Genomic DNA, 15,966 nt, shown 5'->3' with positions numbered 1-15,966 from the left:
TCCTCAGCTCGTCGGGTTCTGGGAATAGCCATAGACAAGGCCCATGACCCCGGTCGCGACAATGTCGTCGCCGTCCAGTTCGAGCGTGATCTGTGGCAGGCTGGCTGTGGCGTGGCCGGAAGCGACCATGCCGTATTTCGTCAGATCGAAAGTGGACAGGTGCAGAGGGCACGGGCCCAGCAACGAGTGCTTGGAATGGAAGAGGCTACCGTCAAGATAGGCGCCCTGATGCGGGCATTGCGAGTTGAACGCCACGATGTTGCGATCGGGGCCGACGCCGCCTCCGGCTTCTTCACCCAGCATGAACAGCAGATTGGTGATGTCGTCGTTTGGGTAGCTGAACTCGATGGCCTTGGCCGATTCCAGTTCGGCAACCGTGCCGACAACCTTTCTCGGCCATGCGCCCATGACGAGTTCCGCCACCTGGCCCATCGCGTTGCGAGGGCCGACCACGCCGAGCGAAACCACACTCGCCGCGCCCATGATCAGGAATTGCCGCCGTGCCAGGCACAGATGGGTCGGCTCTGCCTTCTGCCTGCCTTTGGCCGTGTTATGTTCGGTGTATGCCATCGGGCTCACCTCCGTGCTTGAATTTCGGGAAGTTCGGGTTCCTGGTCGAGAATCGGTTCGTCCGAACTCAGGCTTTCCAGGAAGGCGATCAGATCGGCCTTCTCCTGATCGTCCAGGCCGAGCGGCTTGATCAGGTCGGTCTTGTTGACGCTTTCGCCACCGCCCTCATTGTAGAAGTCGACGACTTCAGCGAGCGTCTCGAAAGTGCCGTTGTGCATGTAGGGGCCGGTGTAAGTCAGCTCCCGCAGCGACGGCACGCGGAACTTGTAGCGGTCGGATGGACGCTTGGTGACGTAATAGAGCCCCATATCGCCGGGATCGGAGTAATACATTTCCTCCGTCACGCCCTTGGCGTAGTTCTCCCAGCGCACGGTGATCTGCTGCAGCGGATCGGAGCTGTCCATGATGACGTCCTGCGGCACGCCCAGATCGTAGAACTTCTGGTTGGAGAACAGCGCACCATCGTGGCAGGTGGCGCAGTTGGCCTTGCCCTCGAAAAGCTCCATGCCCCGCTTGGCCTCTTCGCTGAGGGCTGTTTCGTCACCGTCCATGAAGCGGTCGAACGGGACGTTCTCCGGGTCCGAAACGATGGTCCGCTGATAGGCGGCGATCGCTCTCCACGCATCGGCGATGATCGGGTTCTCCGTGCCGAACAACTCCTTGAAGCGGGTGACATATTCCGGGATGAAGGCCAGCCGCATTTCCATGATGGAATCGTCGCCATTACCGGCGACCGCGCCGTGAGCGGCCGCAGGAGCCTGGGCTTCCAGACTGGTCTTGCTGCCATCCCAGAACAGCTTGTTGTAATAGGCGGAGTTCAGGATGGTCTGACTGTTGCGCCAGTGCGTCGTGCCCGGATAGCCGAACGAGATGGGCGTATCGGTGCCCCATCCGAGATCCGGCAAGTGGCAGGCCGAGCATGGCATGCTGCTATTGCCCGAAAGGCGGGGGTCGAAGAAGAGCATCCGTCCCAGTTCGACCTTGGCCTCGCTCATCGGGTTGTCGGGCGGCGCGACCGGCGGCTTCAGGCGGGCGAGCGGCGCACCGGTCGAGACATTCTCGACCGCACCGTCCGACATATCCTTGTTTTCTGCTGCATTCGGGTAGGTCGCGTCGGGGACCAGCTCGTCCATCGATGGATTGTCGTTGGCGGCTTCCTGAGCGGAAAGCGGCACGGACAACGCCGTCGAGGCGAGAGCCGCGGCGATCAGCAATTTTGCGATTCTTGTCATCTCTCGGCTCCTCATTCGGCCTTGGCCGGTGCTTCTTCCGAGTAGTCGGGCTGCTCAGGCACCTCGATCTGCGGTGTCTGGCCAGTCAGGCTTTCCAGGAAGGCGACCAGCGAGCTTTTCTCATCGTCGGACAGGTTGAGCGGCTGCAGCAGGTCGGTCTTGTTGGCCACGTCGCCGCCACCCTGATTGTAGAAGTCGACGACCTCTTCCAGCGTGGCGAAAACGCCGGAGTGCATGTAGGGGGCGGTCTGGCCGACATCCCAAAGCGGCGGGGTATAGAACTTGCCGATATCGGCATCGTCCTTGCTCACTGCGTAGTAGCCGACATCCTCGCTGCGGTTCATGTAGTTCGGCACGCCGAAGCTCGAATAATAGCGCAGCATCGTGACCGAGCGTTCCGGCTCGCTTTCCAGCAGATCATTGTCCGGCACGCCGAGCGCATGCGGCTTGCTGTCGCTCAGCATCGGGCCGCTGTGGCACGACACGCAACCGGCCTTGCCTTCGAAAAGCTCGCGGCCGGCCTTGGCCTCTTCGCTCAGAGCGGATTCCTCGCCGTCGAGAAACGCCTGGAACGGCGCGCCTTCGGTGCGCAGCGTCTTCATGAATTCACCGAGGGCGCCGTAGATGCGGCCGCCATAGGGTTCGCCGCCATAGGCATCCTGGAACATCTGGAGATATTCCGGCACCTGTTTCAGCCGCTCCTGCACCAGACGCGAATCCGCATTCATGAAATGCGCTTCGACGATCCCGTCGCGCGAGGCGGTTCCCAGATCGCTGCCTTCCAGACGTCCGTCCCAGTGCAGATATGTCTTGTGGGAGACGTTGAAGAGCGATGGCGCATTCCGGAAATGCGGGGTGTTGGTATAGCCTTGCGAGAGCGGCTCATCGGTCGTCCAGCCGGTCGCCGGGTTGTGGCAGCTGGAACAGGACAGCGACGTATCGCCGGACAGGCGATTGTCGAAGAAGAGCTTCTTGCCGAGTTCGGCGCGCGCCTCGTTGATTTCCTTGGTATCGGGCAGCGGCGCGAACGCCTCCGCATCCTGGGCGTCGGCGGTGCCGCCCATTCCAAGGGTCAATAGCGCGGTTATGGCGGTCAGACCGCCCGTCAATCTTTTTCGCCGGTCACTTTCTGTCATTCGACTCTCCTCGCGACATCGCGTTTAAGGTCGACACGGAAGAGACATTTAACGATTCCCCGTGTCTTCAGTCGGGGAGACCCTAGGACTTGAAATCAAACCAGTTGTTTCGCCTGGAGTGACGAAACAATAAAAATTGTGACGAGATGCGACGGGCCGTCAGTCGATCGTCTTGGCATCCAGCATCTGGCGGATTTTCCTGGCCAGATGAAGAGGATCGACCGGCTTGTCGATCATGGCCATTGGCGGGTCGGCAAAGGTTGGCGACCCGGGGTTGAATCCGGTGCAGAAGATGATCGGGCAGTCGGGTCGCAGTTCGCGCATATGGCGGGCGAAGGTTTCGCCGTCCATTTCAGGCATGATGATGTCGCAGATCACCAGATTGGGCCGGTCCGGATCGGCACGCAGGCGCTCCAGCGCCACCAGCGGGGCGGTGAATGCTTCGACCTGATAGCCAAGACGCATCAGGTAGCGCCGGAATGTTGCGGCAAATTCGGTGTCGTCATCAACAAGAAGCAGGCGCTCGGTGCCACGCGGCGCGGCTTTTTGTTCCGGTACAGCTTGGCTTTTGCTGGGAAGCGCTCTCGGCAGAATCAGTACGAACCGCGCCCCTTCGCCAGGCGCCGAATCGACGCTGATCGAACCGCCCATATCCTTGACCAGCCCTTCCACCACGGCGAGCCCGAGGCCCGAACCCTTGCCGAGCGGCTTCGTCGTAAAGAAGGCGTCGAAGAGCCGCGCCTGGGTTTCGAACGTCATGCCGGGACCGTTATCGGAAACGGTGAGCTGCACCCAGCCCTCGGCCCGTGCCGGCAGGTCGGACGGAGCGTCTTCCAGATAGGTTGCGTCGATCTCGATCCGACCGGACGCAGATCCGATGGCTTCTGCTGCGTTGCCGCACAGATTCATGAGTATCTGATGCAAATGCGTGGGATCCGCGAGAACCCATATCTGCGGCTCGCTCGTAGTAAAGGACAGCGTGACGGTTGGCGGGATGGCCGCTTCCAGCAGATGCGTCACCTCATCGATGATCGAGGACAGGTCGGTCGCGGACGGGTTTCCCGGTTCGCGCCGCGCGAAAGTCAGAAGCTGGCGGACGAGCATCTGTGCCCGTCCCGCGGCGATGGCGATCTGCTCGATCTCGCCGGCAATATCGCTGTCGGGCTCCGCATCGAGCGCGGCAAGGTGAACGGAGCCGACGATGGTGGAGAGGACATTGTTGAAATCGTGAGCGATGCCCCCGGCCAGAAGCGCCACGGCCTCGATCTTCTGGGCGCGGACCACCTGTTCGCGAGCCTTGCGCTTTTCCGTGATGTCCTCGGCGATCGACAGGAAGCTGGTGATCTGCCCGTCCGGACCTTTCAGCGGCAGAATAGTGGTATCGGCCCAGTAGCTGCTGCCATCCTTGCGCAGATTGCGAAAAATACCGTGCCATTCGCGTCCTGCACGCAGCCGCTCTCTTATTTCATTGTAGGTTTGCGGCGATGCATCGCCCGATTGCAGGAATTTGGGGGTGTGGCCGGCGATGGATGTTCTGTCCCAGCCCGTAATGTCCTCGAAATGGCGATTGACGTAGAGGATCTGGGCATCGGTATCAGTGATGAGGATGGTAGCCGGGCTCTGCTCCACGGCCTCCGTCAGACGCTGCTCGGATTCTTCGAGCCGGTGACGGACCTTGAACTCCTCCGATAGCTGCGTGATCGTCTGCATCATGTCGCGCAGCAGGATCAGCAGCAAGAATCCGAGGCCCAATGCGGCAAGAACGAAGAAAAACAGCACGAAAAAGCCGAGGCTGACGAGCGCTTCGCCTTCGGCCACGGCGGTGATGACGCGACCGGTGCTTTGCCGGCGATTGTCACGCCAGATCGTTTCGAGCCTGTCGAGGGCGGCGATCGCCGCCGTATCGTCGACACGTACGCGCATATCGACGGCGCGCGCGCCGTCGTTCAGGCGCGCGCCCTCTTCGGCGATGGGCAGCATCGCCCGGTACTCGTCAATGGTGGCGCGGATCGTCTGGAGCGACTGCCGCTCGCGTAGCGGCAACGGCTCCGAGAGGTAACGGTTCATCACACGGTCGAACTGCTCAAGCTGCTCTTCAACGCGTTCGCGGTAGATGTCGTCGCCGCGCAACACGTAGTTCTTGAAGTTGTGAATGATGCCGCCATAGCCCAGATGGCCACGCAGCAGGCTGATCCATACCCCCTTCTTCTCGGCGTTTTCGGCGTAGCTCGACCAGCTTTCGGCAATTTCCACGAACCGCGCGCGTGTGCCGCTGCCCAGAAAAACGCCGAGCGCCAGCGTAACGCACAGAAAAACCGATGCGATGATGCCCAGACGGTATGTGCGCGAAAGATGTTTGCTGCTATCCATGAACGCCGATGCATCATAAAGTTGTAAACGTTTTACGTGGAATGCGACTATGCAGGATAGCCGGGGCACAAAGGAATGGGGGCGGTGACACATAATCGGATTCTGATCGTCGAGGACGATCGCCAGCTGACCAGCTTTCTGGAACGCTTCCTAGGCAAGCAGGATTACAGCGTCACCACCGCGGCTTCGGCTGCCCAGATGTGGGCAATTCTGGAGCACCACACCTTCGACCTGATCGTTCTGGACCTCGGTCTGCCCGATAATGACGGTTTCGAGATCACCCTCGACATACAGCGCCGCACGCATGTGCCGATCATCATTCTGACAGCGCGCGACGAAACGTTCGACCGGATCGTCGGTTTGGAGCTGGGCGCCGACGACTATGTGACCAAACCGTTCGAGCCGCGCGAGCTACTGGCGCGCATCAAGGCGGTGCTGCGCCGTACCGGGCCGGCCCAGCAGCCTTCTGCCGTTTCTTCGGCCAGTTCCATCCGGTTTGCCGGCATGACGCTCGATCTGGTCGAGCGCACGCTCAAACGCGATGAGGATGACGCGGCGATTGATCTGACCGGGGCCGAGTTCACGTTATTGCGAGCCCTGGCTGAGAATGCAGGCGAGGTGCTGTCGCGATCACGTATTCTCGATACGCTATACGGCAAGACCGCCGCCGTGACCGACCGGGCGATCGATGCGCATATTGCCCGTCTTCGGCGCAAGCTGAAGCACGGCTCTGATGCGCCCGCGACGCTGATTCGAACGGTGCATGGCACGGGCTATATTCTGGCTGCCAGCGCGCGCTCGGACTGACAAGGCGTGCCGCCACCCAGTCGGCTTCAAGCGGCTTCGAATGGCTCGATATGTGACACGTCGACGGACTTGGCCGCGGCATCCAGCGCCGACAGCATGGCCCGCATCCGCCTTACTGGATCGGGGCAAAGCCATTGCCATAAATGCCGTTGATAGCGTTCGTGGCGTTGTATCATCAGCGCTCCCGGAAGCGCTGATCGGGCGAATTGCAGATTGTCTGGATATTCCAGCGAAAGAAGTGGCTGGGGAACCTGGATTCGAACCAGGACTAACGGAGTCAGAGTCCGTGGGTCTACCGTTAACCTATTCCCCAAAGCCGGTTCCGTGCGATTCAGCCTGGTGCTGGAGATTACGCCGGAATGATGCTGGCTATCTAATGATCGCCGCTTCCTTGTCAACCCTTCCCTCGGAGGTGGCAAAGCCATCCGCCTTTGCAACGGATCGGACCTCTGTTAGAGTCAGGCCAACGCAAATGGCGCGCGCGCCCCGGTTTGTCCGGCGGCTGCTGCGCGGAAGGAAATGTTACGGTGAAAGACCCCGAGGGCGGAAAAACTCCGCCGCAGCGGGGGGGCGGTGACGATTCGGGCGGCTCGGAAAGCGAGACGCCGCGTCCGACATCGCGCAGGGGACGCCGCCGCCACCGATCGCGGGGCAAACGTGGCAAGAACCCGCAGGGACAGACGATAGAGGCATCGTCTCCCGCCCCGCAATCCGCTCCGAACGCGAATAATGTGCCGTCTCAGGACGGTGACAAGACGGACGTGGTCGAACAGCCGCGCCGGAGGCGTTCGCGCCGTCGCCGCAGACGCAAGGCCGTTTTCGCCAAGGATCATACGGTGCCGGCAAACGCTGCCGCGCCGGATGTTGCCGCTGGAGGCGGCGCATCGTCAGGGTCGGCTTCGTCGCCCGACCAGGCCATGCAGACCCAGCCGGCCGATCACGTTCGGAGCCGTCCTGTCGAAACGAAAGACGGGGGCAATACCATACGACCGGAACCGGATGGTCGAGCCGGCAATCGGCAGGAGCCGCGCCGCTGGCGCTCGCGCCAGTTCCGACGAGAGGGGCATGCGCCGCTTTACGCCGCGCTCGATCTTGGCACGAACAATTGCCGGCTTCTAATGGCGGCGCCGACGCGACCCGGACAGTTTCGCGTGGTCGATGCTTTTTCGCGTATCGTGCGGCTGGGCGAAGGGCTGACGCATAGCGGCCGGCTTTCCGATGCGGCCATGGACCGGGCGGTGGATGCCCTTCACGTCTGTGCGGGTAAACTGATGGCCCGCAAGACCCGGGGCTATCGCCTGATCGCGACCGAAGCCTGCCGCGCCGCCGAAAATGGCGCTGCGTTCATCGAGCGTGTTCGCCGCGAAACGGGGCTGTCGCTGGAGATCGTCGATCGCGAAACCGAGGCGCGGTTGGCCGTCGCCGGCTGTTCGTCGCTCGTCGAGCCGAAAACGCGCGGCGTCGTGTTGTTCGATATTGGTGGCGGCTCCTCGGAGATCGCGCTGATCGATATTCCGGATGGCGATCCGAGGCGGCTGTCGGAGAAGATCGTCTCATGGACCTCGCTGCCCATGGGTGTTGTCACATTGGCCGAACATTTCGGTGGGCGCGATGTCACGCCGGCGGTGTTCGAAGCGATGGTTGCCCACGTCTCCGAGGTGATCGGCCGGTTCGACGGACGCATGGACCTTGCCCATCTTCTGGACAATCCGAATTTTCACCTGCTCGGCACATCCGGCACGGTGACGACGCTTGCCGGCATCTTTCTCGATCTGGAACGGTACGACCGTCGCCGGGTCGATGGTATTTGGATGAGCAGCGAACAGGTTTCGGCGATGACCGAACGCCTGCTCGGCTGGACCTTCGAAGAGCGCGTCGACAATCCCTGCATCGGCGCGGACCGGGCCGATCTGGTGCTCGCCGGCTGCGCTATTCTGGAAGCGATCCGCCGGACCTGGCCGTCAGAACGGCTACGCGTGGCCGATCGCGGCCTACGTGAGGGCATTCTCATTGAACTGATGACGCGCGACAATGCCTGGCGACGCAGCCGGCGCAAAGGAGGCCAGCAATGAGCGAACGCGGCAAATCGAAGGGTCCGGCCCCCCGGGCGCTGAAGGTCAGGGTCAAGAAGAAGCGGGTCAAGAACTCGTCGCGCCGCTGGATCGAGCGACAATTGTCCGACCCTTACGTACATAAGGCCCGCGCCGAAGGTTATCGCTCGCGCGCGGCCTACAAGCTGCTGGAGATCGACGAGCGGTTCAAGCTGCTCAAGCGCGGTCAGAAGATCATCGATCTGGGCGCGGCGCCCGGCGGCTGGTGCCAGGTGGCGGTGCAGACGGTGGGTTCGACGGACGAAAGACCGGCGGTGGTGGGTATCGATTACCTGCCGATGGACTCCATCCCCGGCACCACCATTCTGGAGTTGGATTTTCTCGATGACGACGTGCCGGACAGGTTGATCGAGGCGCTGGGCGCCGAACCCGATCTGGTGCTCTCGGATATGGCGGCGCCGACGACCGGCCACCGCAACACCGATCACATCCGCACAATGCATTTATGCGAGGTGGCGGCGGACTTCGCCATGAAGGTGCTGAAGCCGGGCGGCCATTTCCTGTCCAAGACCTTTCAGGGCGGCACCGAATCCGATCTTCTGAAACTGCTGAAGGCGAACTTCCAGAGCGTCCATCACGTCAAGCCGCCGGCAAGCCGCGACGAAAGCGTGGAATTATACTTGTTGGCGAAGACATTTCGAGGTAGGAACCCAGAACTGGAGTAGTATTCGCATTTAAATATAGACGAACGCCAGTAATGTAGGCGCTTCGATTGAAATTTTATGGGTGAAACTATGTTCAAAAGGCACATCATTCCTGCGATTGCAGGCATCGTTTCGACCGTAATCGTGTTTCCGATAGCTGGTTATTTTATCGGGATCTTGCCCTTGGGTGATATGGTCAAGGGTGCTTTGATCCTTGTCGTTGCCATCGGAATAGGCATCGCGGTCAACAATTTCCTCTCGAAGCGAGCGCAAGCCAGAATAGTTTCTAAATAGCGATCTGTGCGGTGGGTGTTCCCATCACCGCTGAGTGGTGGAAAAGCATTCAAATTGTGGGCTTTAAGGTTCGAGATTGCTACCCACCGTCAGTCCATTCTCAACCTGGCTCGTCGTTTCTCATAATGGAGGGGCCGGGCCGCGTGCCGCCATCGTCCCGCCCGACATGCAGATATTTGCGGTGGCCGGAGACGTCCGCGCCCGTCGATGTCGGCAAGAGTAGAAACGGAATGGCGGCGATCACCGAGATGCCGCCGATGGTCAAGAACGCAATCAGGAAGCTGGTCTGTGTGACAACGCCATCCGCGGTCGATGACAGTTCCAGGATCGCCCCGCCGAGTGCGACGCCCAAAGCGATAGACACTTGCTGCAATACCGATGTGGTCGCCGTGGCCGGTGCAGCCCGCGCCGAATCGATGTCGGCGAAGATCAGCGCATTGCCGGCGGTGAAGAAGAGCGAGCGGAACAGCCCGCCGATCAGCAAGGTCAGTAGAATAACGGCGACCGGCGTCGTTTCGGTGAAGAAACCCGCAACGCCGATGAGAAGGCCGCCCACGAGCGCGGCGACGGAAAGGGCCAGGCGGAAACCGGTGCGCCGAAGGATCGCCGGCGCGACGAATTTGACCATCAGCGCGCCGACCGCCCCCATGAAGGTGATGAGGCCCGATTGAAAGGGCGTGTAGCCGAAGACCAGTTGCAGCAGTAGCGGCATCAGAAATGGCACCGCGCCCGATCCCATGCGGAAGAGGCTCATGCCGAGCACCGATGAGCGGTAGGAGCGGATCGCGAACAGCGACAGGTCGAGCAGCGGCGCCACCGCCTTTCGCGCGTGGAGGATGTAAAGCCATGCCGCGACCAGACCGGCGAAGACGGTCGCGACGCCGACTGCCGGCGGCAGGGCCGGCAGTGAGATCACCGAGAGGCCGAAAATGATGCCGGACGCCGCGATGGCGGCCAGCGCGAAGCCGGTCCGGTCGATCGGCTGGCGCGTCTCGCTGCGCATGTCCGGCACGTAGACGCCGGCCAGAACGATGCCGACCAGCCCGATGGGCAGGTTGATCAGAAAGATCCAGTGCCAGGACACATAGGTGGTGATGAAGCCGCCAAGCGGCGGGCCGAGAAACGGGCCGATCAGCGCCGGAATGGTCAGCAGCGCCATGGCGTCGACGAGCCTGTCCTTGGGCGTCGTCCGCACGAGAATGAGCCGGGCCACCGGCGTCATCATCGCCCCGCCCATGCCTTGCAGAAAGCGCGCTCCGACGAACTGCGCCAAGGTGGCGGACAGTGCGCAGGAAAGCGAGCCGATGACGAACACGCCGATGGCGATCCGAAAGACGTTCCGCGAGCCGATGCGGTCCGCCATCCATCCGGAAATCGGGATGAAGATCGCCAGCGAAACAAGATAGGCCGTCAGCGCCAGCTTCAGCGCGACGGGGCGTGTGCCGATATCTTCCGCGATGGCCGGCAGGGCGGTCGCGATCACAGTCGAATCGATCTGTTCCATGAACAGGGCGACAGCGAGGATAAGGGGAAGGGCAGGGCGTTTCACGAGGGTGACATGGCCCCGATGAACGCTCTGTCAATGCGGGTTTTCATGCCGGACAACCACGCCGTAGGGAACCCTGGCGGGTTTCGTCGATTGCAATCCTGATAGGGTGCGCGCTGCTCTGCTTCCTCGACACGGCCCAATTCAGGAGACATTCATGAACGATACAAAGATCATGGCGACCAGTCGCCGCTCCATAATCGGGCTCGGTGCGGCTGCCGCTCTTTCGGCTCCGGCTTTGCTTCTCTCACGAAACGTTCATGCGGACACTCATGCGAGCGTCGACGCGGCGAAAGCCCCAGTGAATGGCGATGTGGCGATGGCATCTGGCGGAGATGGCGGAGAGTTTCGTCGGTTTTCAATGGGCGGGTCGGACATCATCATTATCAATGATGGGGGACGGAATGTTCCCGGACCGGGCTCGATTTTCGGCACCGATCTGAAGGAAGCAACGGTCTCTGCGCTTCTGGATGAGAATCTGCTGCCCACCGATCAGATGCGCATCTCGTTTCATCCGGTGGTGATCCGAAAGGGTGCCGACATCATCCTCTTCGACACCGGCAATGCCGGCGGCCCGGACGCCCCGGTCGGCAACACGGTCGAGAATCTGAAACGCGCCGGTATCGCGCCGGACGACATCACGAAAGTGGTTCTGACTCATTTCCACCCGGACCATATTGGCGGCATGACCGCCGAGGACGGAACGCCGAACTTCCCGAACGCCAGCTATTATGCCGGCGAAGAGGAATACGCCTTCTGGACATCGGACGCGGCCATGGCCGGTCCCGGTCAGGGTGTTGCCCAGCTGACGCAACAGAAGGTCGTTCCTTTCAAGGAGAAGATGACCATGCTGAAGGATGGCGATGAAGTCGTCTCCGGCGTCTCGGCCAAAGGTGCCTTCGGTCACACGCCCGGTCACCTGATCTTCATGGTCGAGGATGGTGGAAGAATGCTGGCGCTCACCGCCGACACGGCCAATCATTTCGTCCTGTCGCTGCAGCGTCCCGAATGGGAAGTGAAGTTCGATATGGACAAAGAAAAGGCTGCGCAGACCAGGAAGGACGTATTCGGCATGCTGGCGGCGGACCGTATCCCCTTCATCGGCTACCACATGCCATTCCCGTCGCTCGGTTACGTGAAGACGGAAGGCGAAGGGTTCCGGTTCATCGCCGAGAGCTATCAGTTCGCCATGGAAGGTTGAGGTCCGGCATAGATATCCAAAGGCTCGGCGTTTGCGCCGGGTTTTTGCATGCCGATCACCGGTGAATAGACGTTGCGACGTCTTCCTTCCGTCACGCAATGATGGTAGCAGCCACTGCCAATCCAGATTGCGGGAAGCGGTTCCCGCCGGAAGACAGGACTGGCACCTCCATGGCACGCATCATCGACACGGCGACAGGTGGGCACGCACTCACCTTCGACGACGTACTTCTCATTCCCGGTCATTCCGAGGTGCTGCCCGGACAAGTCGACACCAGGACCACGATCGCGCGCGACATCGAACTGAATATTCCGCTTCTGTCGGCGGCCATGGATACGGTGACCGAAAATCGCCTCGCCATCGCGATGGCGCAGGCCGGCGGCATCGGCGTCATTCACCGCAATCTCGACCCGGCCCTTCAGGCCGAGGAGGTCCGCCAGGTCAAGAAGTTCGAGAGCGGCATGGTCGTCAATCCCGTGACGATCGGTCCCGACGCGAAACTCTCCGACGCGCTGTCGCTTATGCAGGAGCACCGCATATCCGGCATTCCCGTTGTCGAGAATGGCGGAACGGGCGGGCAGACGACCGGCAAGCTCGCCGGTATTCTAACCAATCGCGACGTCCGTTTCGCCGACAATCCGGATCAGCCGGTCCGCGAACTGATGACGCGCGAAAACCTGATCACCGTGCGCGACGGTGTGGAGCAAGAGGAAGCGCGCCGCCTGCTCCATCAGTACCGGATCGAAAAGCTGCTGGTGGTGGATGAGGACCGGCGCTGCGTCGGACTCATCACCGTCAAGGATATGGAGAAGAGCCAGCTCAACCCGAACGCGGCCAAGGATAGCAAGGGCCGGCTGCGTGTCGCGGCGGCCACCAGCGTCGGCGAGGACGGGTTCGAGCGCGCCGAGCGGCTGATCGATGCGGGTGTCGATCTTCTCGTTATCGATACTGCGCACGGCCACAGCCAGCGCGTCCTCGATATGGTGGCCGAGGTCAAGAAACTGTCCAACGCGGTGCGCATCTGCGCCGGCAATGTCGCCACGCCCGATGGTACCCAGGCGCTGATCGACGCCGGTGCCGACTGCGTGAAGGTCGGCATCGGGCCGGGCTCGATCTGCACGACCCGGATCGTCGCCGGCGTTGGCGTGCCGCAACTCGCCGCGATCATGGGTGCGGTCGAAAAGGCCGACGACCAGGGTATCAGCATCATCGCCGATGGCGGCATAAAATTCTCCGGCGATCTGGCCAAGGCGCTGGCTGCCGGCGCGAAGGCAGCCATGGTCGGCTCGCTCCTGGCCGGTACGGAAGAAAGCCCCGGTGAGGTTTATCTCTATCAGGGCAGGTCCTTTAAAGCCTATCGCGGCATGGGATCGGTCGGCGCGATGGCGCGCGGCTCGGCCGACCGCTATTTCCAGGCGGAGGTGCGCGACACGCTGAAACTCGTGCCGGAAGGCATCGAAGGCCAGGTCGCCTATAAGGGGCCGGTCAGCGCGGTGCTGCACCAATTGGCAGGCGGCCTGCGGGCGGCCATGGGCTATGTGGGCGCCGAGGATCTGCCGTCCTTCCGCGACAACGCGCAATTCGTGCGGATCACCGGATCGGGCCTGCGCGAAAGCCATGCCCATGACGTGACCATCACGCGCGAAAGCCCAAACTATCCGTCGACGGGCGGCTAACGTCTTTCCGGTCTGGCCTCCGCTTTGACCGTGGTGAACGTTTGCGAAGCCTATGCGGGTGTCAGCTTGATCAATCGCCCGCCGGCCTGATCTTCGAGCACCCAGACTGCGCCATCCGGCCCTTGCTGGACCTCACGGATGCGCTTGCCCCACTCGAAGCGTTCGGCCTCCTTCGCCGTATCGCCCTCCAGACCGACGTGGATCAGCGCCTGCGACGACAGGCCGCCGATCAGCGCATCGCCGGCCCAGTCGCCGAAGACATCGCCGGAATAGATGACGAGACCCGATGGCGAGATGACCGGGTTCCAGAAGGCTTTCGGCTTGGTGAAGCCATCGTCCTCCGTGTGATCGGGGATCGGCACGCCCGAATAATTGTCGCCATAGGAGCGTTCGGGCCAGCCGTAATTATTGCCCGGCTCGACAAGGTTCAGTTCGTCGCCGCCGCGCGGTCCCATCTCATGCGCCCAGAGCCGGTTCTCGCCGTCGAAGGCGAGGCCGAGCATGTTGCGGTGGCCGACGCTCCAGAACTGGTCCGTGACCGGCTGATCGCCCTCGTCTGCGAAGGGATTGCCGGCGGGCACCGAGCCGTCATCATTGAGGCGGACGATCTTGCCGAGACTGCCGCCCATGTCCTGTGCTGGCGTCTGCTTCTGCCGATCGCCGGAGGTGATGAAGAGATAGCCCTCCTGATCGCTGCCTTTCGGCCCGAAGGCGATACGGTGGGAGAAATGTCCGCCGCCCGGCACATTCGGCTCCTGCGTCCAGATCTTTTGGATGTCGGTCAGCTCTGGCGTACCGCCGGTGAGGTCGAGTTTGGCGCGCGAGACCATCGCGCTCTTCGTAGCGCCCTTGTCGAGGCTCTGGGCGTAGGAGAGATAAACATAGCCGTTCTGCTCGAAATCGGGATGCAGCACCACATCGCCGAGGCCGCCCTGACCGCCATAGGCGACCTCCCACATGCCGTCGACCTCGGTCTTACCGCCATCCTGGGTAACGTGGATCAGCTTGCCGGGCTTGGTCGTCACCAGCGCCGTTCCGTCGGGCAGAAAGGTCATGGCCCAAGGCTCGTCGAAATCGGCGATGGCTTCAGCGTTCAGCGCCGTGCCTTCCGTCCCAGTGATGGAGAACGTCTCATTCTGCGCAGAGGCCGGCAGTGTGATGGCCGTCGTGATGGCGAGGGCGGTCAGAAAGGTCGGGGTGTTCATGCGGTGATCCTCGTTTCTGGCGGACGGTCGGCGTCGGCCGCTTGGAAAGATTGTTCTTTCCGAACGGCTGGCCGGTCCCGGAAGTTGCAGCCGGCGCCGCTTTTCGTCTGAGAACGGCCAGCCGGCGACGGCTCAGAGCGCGGCGATATATTCGGCCAGCTTTTCGGCATCGTTTTGCCGCGCACTGCCGTTCCGCCAGATCAGGCCTATGGTGCGTTCAGGCTGCGGATCGGAGAACGGCACGATTCGCAGTGCAGCATTGGTCGATTCGCTTGTCACCGCCATTTCCGGCAGGAGCGTGATGCCCAGACCGCACGCGACCATTTGTAGAAGTGTCGCCATGGATGTCGCTTCGAGATCCGCAGCACGGTGACCCGGATCGGTGCCACAGACTTCCAGCGCCTGATCGCGCAGGCAATGGCCTTCGGCGAGCAATAGAAGCCGTTCTGGCTCCAGCGCTTCAGGGCGTTTCGGCAGGTCGGACCGTTCGGCATCCTTCGCGCTGACCGCCATCAGGAAGCGGTCTTTCCGCACCGCTTTTGAGCGGAACGGCCCATCGGGAAAAGGCAGGGCGGCAATCACCATGTCCACCGCGCCATTCTCTAGGTCGTCACGCAGCGCCGATGTCGTCGCCTCCTTCAGGCGCAATTCCAGACCGGGATGGGCCTTGGCAAGCGCCGGCAGCAAACTGGGCAGAAGATAGGGCGCAACGGTCGGAATGACGCCGAGTTTCAATGGGCCGCTAAGCGGCGTCAGGCCGCGCTGGCTGATTTCTTCGATCTGCTGCGCTGTATCGATCAGCGATTGCGCCAGCGGCAGAATCGTCCGGCCGAGCGGCGTCAGGCAGGCCTCTCCGCGCCGGCGTTCGAAGAGCTGTCCGCCAAGATGCGCCTCCATCTGCGCGATCTGCGACGACAGAGCCGGCTGCGTGACATGAACCCGCTCGGCGGCCCGCCCGAAATGGCCGGTGCGAGCAAGTGCGACGAGATAGCTGCACTGGCGCAAGGTGACATTCATAAGCCTAGATTATCGCCGATAACAGAATTTGCAATTTCCATTAATGGCCGTTCTCACGATATGTCATCGGGAACTTCTCCAAGGTCTTGCTGATCGGCAAATCGTCGCCATCTTCGAAGACCAGAAGCCCGAACAATGCGATCCGGCATGACCCCGT

At 61.8% G+C, this 15,966-nt stretch carries 13 protein-coding genes and 1 tRNA gene; 6 read left to right on the top strand and 8 right to left on the bottom strand.

The window, feature by feature from the left end; genetic code table 11:
• Positions 1 to 3: 3 nt before the first annotated feature.
• From B7H23_RS00235 to B7H23_RS00220, 4 genes are all read right to left on the bottom strand, one after another.
• Positions 4 to 570 carry a Rieske 2Fe-2S domain-containing protein gene (locus B7H23_RS00235; RefSeq protein WP_094075424.1) on the bottom strand — a complete coding sequence of 189 codons (567 nt, stop codon included), beginning with the start codon at positions 568 to 570 and terminating at the stop codon, positions 4 to 6.
• A 5-nt stretch (positions 571 to 575) separates the two neighbouring features.
• Positions 576 to 1,802 (bottom strand): cytochrome-c peroxidase, encoded by a 1,227-nt coding sequence (locus tag B7H23_RS00230; RefSeq protein WP_094075423.1) that lies wholly within the window; start codon positions 1,800 to 1,802, stop codon positions 576 to 578.
• 11 nt (positions 1,803 to 1,813) lie between these two features.
• Positions 1,814 to 2,938, bottom strand: coding sequence for a cytochrome-c peroxidase (locus B7H23_RS00225; protein WP_094075422.1), 1,125 nt, complete (start codon positions 2,936 to 2,938; stop codon positions 1,814 to 1,816).
• Between the two features lie 159 nt (positions 2,939 to 3,097).
• Positions 3,098 to 5,308 (bottom strand): hybrid sensor histidine kinase/response regulator, encoded by a 2,211-nt coding sequence (locus B7H23_RS00220; protein WP_158215725.1) that lies wholly within the window; start codon positions 5,306 to 5,308, stop codon positions 3,098 to 3,100.
• A gap of 84 nt (positions 5,309 to 5,392) precedes the next feature.
• On the opposite strand from B7H23_RS00220, the gene B7H23_RS00215 reads away from it, so the two are divergent.
• Positions 5,393 to 6,115 carry a response regulator gene (locus B7H23_RS00215; RefSeq protein ID WP_205319998.1) on the top strand — a complete coding sequence of 241 codons (723 nt, stop codon included), beginning with the start codon at positions 5,393 to 5,395 and terminating at the stop codon, positions 6,113 to 6,115.
• 239 nt (positions 6,116 to 6,354) lie between these two features.
• Here the strand turns inward: B7H23_RS00215 and B7H23_RS00210 are convergent.
• Positions 6,355 to 6,428 (bottom strand) — tRNA-Gln (locus tag B7H23_RS00210).
• Positions 6,429 to 6,642: 214 nt separating this feature from the next.
• Here B7H23_RS00210 and B7H23_RS00205 point away from each other — a divergent pair.
• From B7H23_RS00205 to B7H23_RS00195, 3 genes are read left to right on the top strand one after another with little or no spacing between them, the layout of a single operon-like run.
• Positions 6,643 to 8,187, top strand: coding sequence for a Ppx/GppA phosphatase family protein (locus tag B7H23_RS00205; RefSeq protein ID WP_420814454.1), 1,545 nt, complete (start codon positions 6,643 to 6,645; stop codon positions 8,185 to 8,187).
• Positions 8,184 to 8,891 (top strand): RlmE family RNA methyltransferase, encoded by a 708-nt coding sequence (locus B7H23_RS00200; protein WP_094075420.1) that lies wholly within the window; start codon positions 8,184 to 8,186, stop codon positions 8,889 to 8,891. Before B7H23_RS00205 ends, B7H23_RS00200 begins: the two co-directional genes overlap by 4 nt.
• A gap of 57 nt (positions 8,892 to 8,948) precedes the next feature.
• A complete protein-coding gene (locus B7H23_RS00195; RefSeq protein ID WP_094075419.1) occupies positions 8,949 to 9,164 on the top strand; it encodes a hypothetical protein in 216 nt (71 codons plus the stop codon).
• Between the two features lie 100 nt (positions 9,165 to 9,264).
• On the opposite strand, the gene B7H23_RS00190 is transcribed toward B7H23_RS00195, so the two are convergent.
• Positions 9,265 to 10,713: an MFS transporter gene (locus tag B7H23_RS00190; protein WP_276292993.1), complete on the bottom strand. Its 1,449-nt coding sequence runs from the start codon at positions 10,711 to 10,713 to the stop codon at positions 9,265 to 9,267.
• Positions 10,714 to 10,867: 154 nt separating this feature from the next.
• Between B7H23_RS00190 and B7H23_RS00185 the strand changes: the two genes are divergently transcribed.
• Together B7H23_RS00185 and guaB are read left to right on the top strand one after the other, a co-directional pair.
• Entirely contained in the window at positions 10,868 to 11,911 is a 1,044-nt protein-coding gene (locus B7H23_RS00185) for an MBL fold metallo-hydrolase (RefSeq protein ID WP_094075418.1), read from the top strand.
• A gap of 170 nt (positions 11,912 to 12,081) precedes the next feature.
• Positions 12,082 to 13,587, top strand: coding sequence for an IMP dehydrogenase (guaB, locus tag B7H23_RS00180; protein ID WP_094075417.1), 1,506 nt, complete (start codon positions 12,082 to 12,084; stop codon positions 13,585 to 13,587).
• Between the two features lie 50 nt (positions 13,588 to 13,637).
• Here the strand turns inward: guaB and B7H23_RS00175 are convergent, their stop codons facing one another.
• The gene (locus B7H23_RS00175) at positions 13,638 to 14,792 is read right to left on the bottom strand and encodes a PQQ-dependent sugar dehydrogenase (RefSeq protein ID WP_094075416.1); all 1,155 of its coding nucleotides are present in this window, start codon (positions 14,790 to 14,792) and stop codon (positions 13,638 to 13,640) included.
• 132 nt (positions 14,793 to 14,924) lie between these two features.
• A complete protein-coding gene (locus B7H23_RS00170) occupies positions 14,925 to 15,809 on the bottom strand; it encodes a hydrogen peroxide-inducible genes activator (protein WP_094075415.1) in 885 nt (294 codons plus the stop codon).
• Positions 15,810 to 15,966 lie beyond the last annotated feature (157 nt).

Source organism: Notoacmeibacter marinus (genome assembly GCF_002238045.1).
Classification (GTDB): Bacteria; Pseudomonadota; Alphaproteobacteria; order Rhizobiales; family Rhizobiaceae; genus Notoacmeibacter; species Notoacmeibacter marinus.
The sequence above is the reverse complement of the archived record's forward strand: the minus strand, read 5'-3'. Positions and strand labels throughout refer to the sequence as shown.